This window comes from Schlesneria sp., assembly GCF_036405755.1.
Classification (GTDB): Bacteria; Planctomycetota; Planctomycetia; order Planctomycetales; family Planctomycetaceae; genus Schlesneria; species Schlesneria sphaerica.
This window is the reverse complement of the sequence record NZ_DASWWZ010000422.1, coordinates 1-2827: the sequence shown is the minus strand read 5'-3', so window position 1 is coordinate 2827 and position 2827 is coordinate 1. Positions and strand designations below refer to the sequence as shown.

2 protein-coding genes are annotated in these 2827 nt (G+C 54.8%); both read left to right on the top strand.

Annotated features, from left to right (window positions below; genetic code table 11):
• Positions 1-86 precede the first annotated feature (86 nt).
• Positions 87-1790 (top strand): c-type cytochrome domain-containing protein, encoded by a 1704-nt coding sequence (locus VGE80_RS14450; RefSeq protein ID WP_440593155.1) that lies wholly within the window; start codon positions 87-89, stop codon positions 1788-1790.
• Positions 1791-1836: 46 nt separating this feature from the next.
• Positions 1837-2827, top strand: a 991-nt coding sequence (locus tag VGE80_RS14445; RefSeq protein WP_440593154.1) for an outer membrane protein assembly factor BamB family protein, incomplete at its 3' end; no start/stop codon positions are given.

Genomic DNA, 2827 nt, shown 5'->3' with positions numbered 1-2827 from the left:
TCGGATAAGACAATTTCTCGTTGATTTCGGGACGGCAGCGGAACCAGTCCCCACTTTTCAACACACTGATAAAAGCGAGTCGTCAAGTGAAGTCATTTTCCTCTGCGATCACCACGTTCTCATCACTGATGATCGCCCTTTATGCCTCAACCCTCCTCGGGCAAACGAACTCTTCGAGCACCGCCATTGTTACCTACGATCAGGTGCAACCTGTATTCAAGAAGCATTGCGTCAGTTGTCACGGCATCGAACGTGAACGGGGCGATCTGGACCTTTCGTCGACAGAGGGAATCAAGTCGGGCTCTTCATCGGGACCCGTCGTGATTTCCGGCAAGCCTGAAGAAAGTCTGCTTTACGCCGTGACTGCACATCTTGAATCGCCCCGGATGCCGCCAGGGAAAGCGAAGATTCCGCAACGGGAACTTGACCTGATCCGAAGCTGGATCGAAGGGGGACTGCGAGAAAAACCCGGAAAGTCCATTGCCGCGACTTCGGTGAAGAGTAAAGCCCCTTCAACCACGGCAGCGACTAAAGAGCCTGTTCCGAATTCGATCACTCGATCACTGCCCCGCCTGACTGCCGTGACGGCACTGGCGATCAGTCTCAAAGATGGATCCGTTGCCGTATCGGGCTTGAAAGAGATCCTGGTGTTTCCTCAAGGAGGGGCGACACCTCCCAAGGTCGTTCCTTTTCCGGAAGGCGATCTCCATGCGCTGCGATACTCGCGCGACGGTGAATGGCTGATTGCCGGCGGAGGAATCGGTGCCGAATCGGGCAAAGTCGTCGCTTTTAATGCCGCAACCGGGCAGAGACTGTTCGATGTCGGCAACGAAGCCGATGTTGTGCTGGCTTTTGATGTCTCACCCGACCGTCGATTGATCGCACTCGGTGGTCCCGGCAGAAACGTGAAACTCTTTCGCACATCTGATCAACAACTCGTTCATACATTACAAAAACATACGGACTGGATCTTGTCGATTGCGTTCAGTCCGGACGGCTTGCTCCTGGCCAGTGGTGATCGATTTGGTGGTCTGCAAATCTGGGAAGCTGCAACAGGAAAGCCCTTCTACTCGTTGCGCGGACACACCGGTTCAGTGACTGCAGTTGCTTGGGGAAAAACTTCTGACAACCTGCTATCCACTGGTCAAGATGGATTCCTGCGATTGTGGGACATGCATCGGGGCTCACCTATCAGGACGTGGAATGGCGAGCTGGGAGGAATCGTCTGTGCAGAATGGACGACATCCGGTGAGATTGTCGCAGGTGGACGGCAGAAACAATTCGCTGTTTTCGACCCACAGGGACAGCGACTGCGGGACTGGACCATGTCCGATGAAGTTGTCGAACTGGCAGTCAACTCAGATGGAACTCAGGTCATTGCCGGAGACGCATCAGGACATCTGGCAGCCCGGTTCATCGCGAATGGAGAGTTGGCTGGGGACTACTCGATTCCCGTCGCAGAACATTCATCGGGCGAACGTACAGACAACGCGGCCGCGTCAGTTGCTCTCTCAATACCGCAGCGCAAGCCACGTTCAAAACCCGTCAATGCATCCTCTACTGATCATGCCTCGATGAGTTCCCCATCGCCGGGTGCCTCGTCTGAAGTCACAACCGATGAAGCGAGATTACAGAAAACACTCGAGGCGCTTCACGGTACGGAGGCCGCGATTCAGGCCACGGAAGAGTCTCTGGCAAAACTCAAGACTTCTGCAGCGGCGCTGCGACAGTTGATCGAAGCCCAATCCACTCAAGCTGAGAAGCCGAAGGATGCAGCAAAAGCAAAATAGGTCAGCGTCACGCGACGATTGAAGTGTCTACTACGAAGGATTTGATGTGAAACTGCGATTAATACTGCTGCTACTGACCTTGATTGCCACATGCGTCGATTCGACAAACGGTGAAGACTGGCCGGGATGGCGTGGCCCCCGTGGTGACGGCATCAGTCTGGAAACATCCGCACCGCTGTCATGGTCTGCAACTGAAAATATTGGCTGGCGCACTCGATTACCGGGAAATGGACTCTCTTCTCCGATCGTGTTGGGAAGCCGCGTATTCGTGACCGCAGGTAACTCGAGCGATGAAACACGCCGGGTAATCTGCCTTGATACAGCAACGGGTGAAATCCTCTGGAACGTCTCGGTTCACCAAGGCCCCGGTGGCACCATGCACCGATTCAACTCAACGGCGTCGAGTACCCCGGTCAGCGACGGTAAACTCGTGTTTGCGACATTTGTTGATGACCGCGGACTGTACGTCGTCGCCCTGGACTTTGATGGGACGATTGTCTGGGCTAAGAACCCAGGGACGTTTTACTCGAATCACGGATTCGCTGCGTGCCCTGTCATTTACGGTGAGGGAGTCATCATCAACGGACAGCAGGACGGCGAAGCGTTTGTCTGTATGCTTCGCCGAACGGATGGTCACGAACTCTGGCGTCACATCCCGACGACGAATCTCCGTTCCTTTTCCACCCCACTGTTAACCACCGTGGAAGGAGAGGACCAACTCATCCTGACCGGTTCAGCCAAAACCCTTGGTCTGAACCCGAACACTGGTGAAACGGTCTGGCACGCGGATGGACCAAGTCAGAAATTTGTCTGCACACCTGCCGTCGGCCATGGGATGGTCTTCAGTTTTGGTGGTTCACCCGATAAGCACGCGATGGCCTTACGACTGGGAGGACGGGGTGATATCCTGCAATCCGGACTCGCCTGGCGAAACGAAAAATCCATGCCGTATGTCCCATCACCCATCCTGGTCGGAAATTACCTGCACATCATTAACGACAATGGTGTCTATACCTGCCTGGAACCTCGTACCGGCA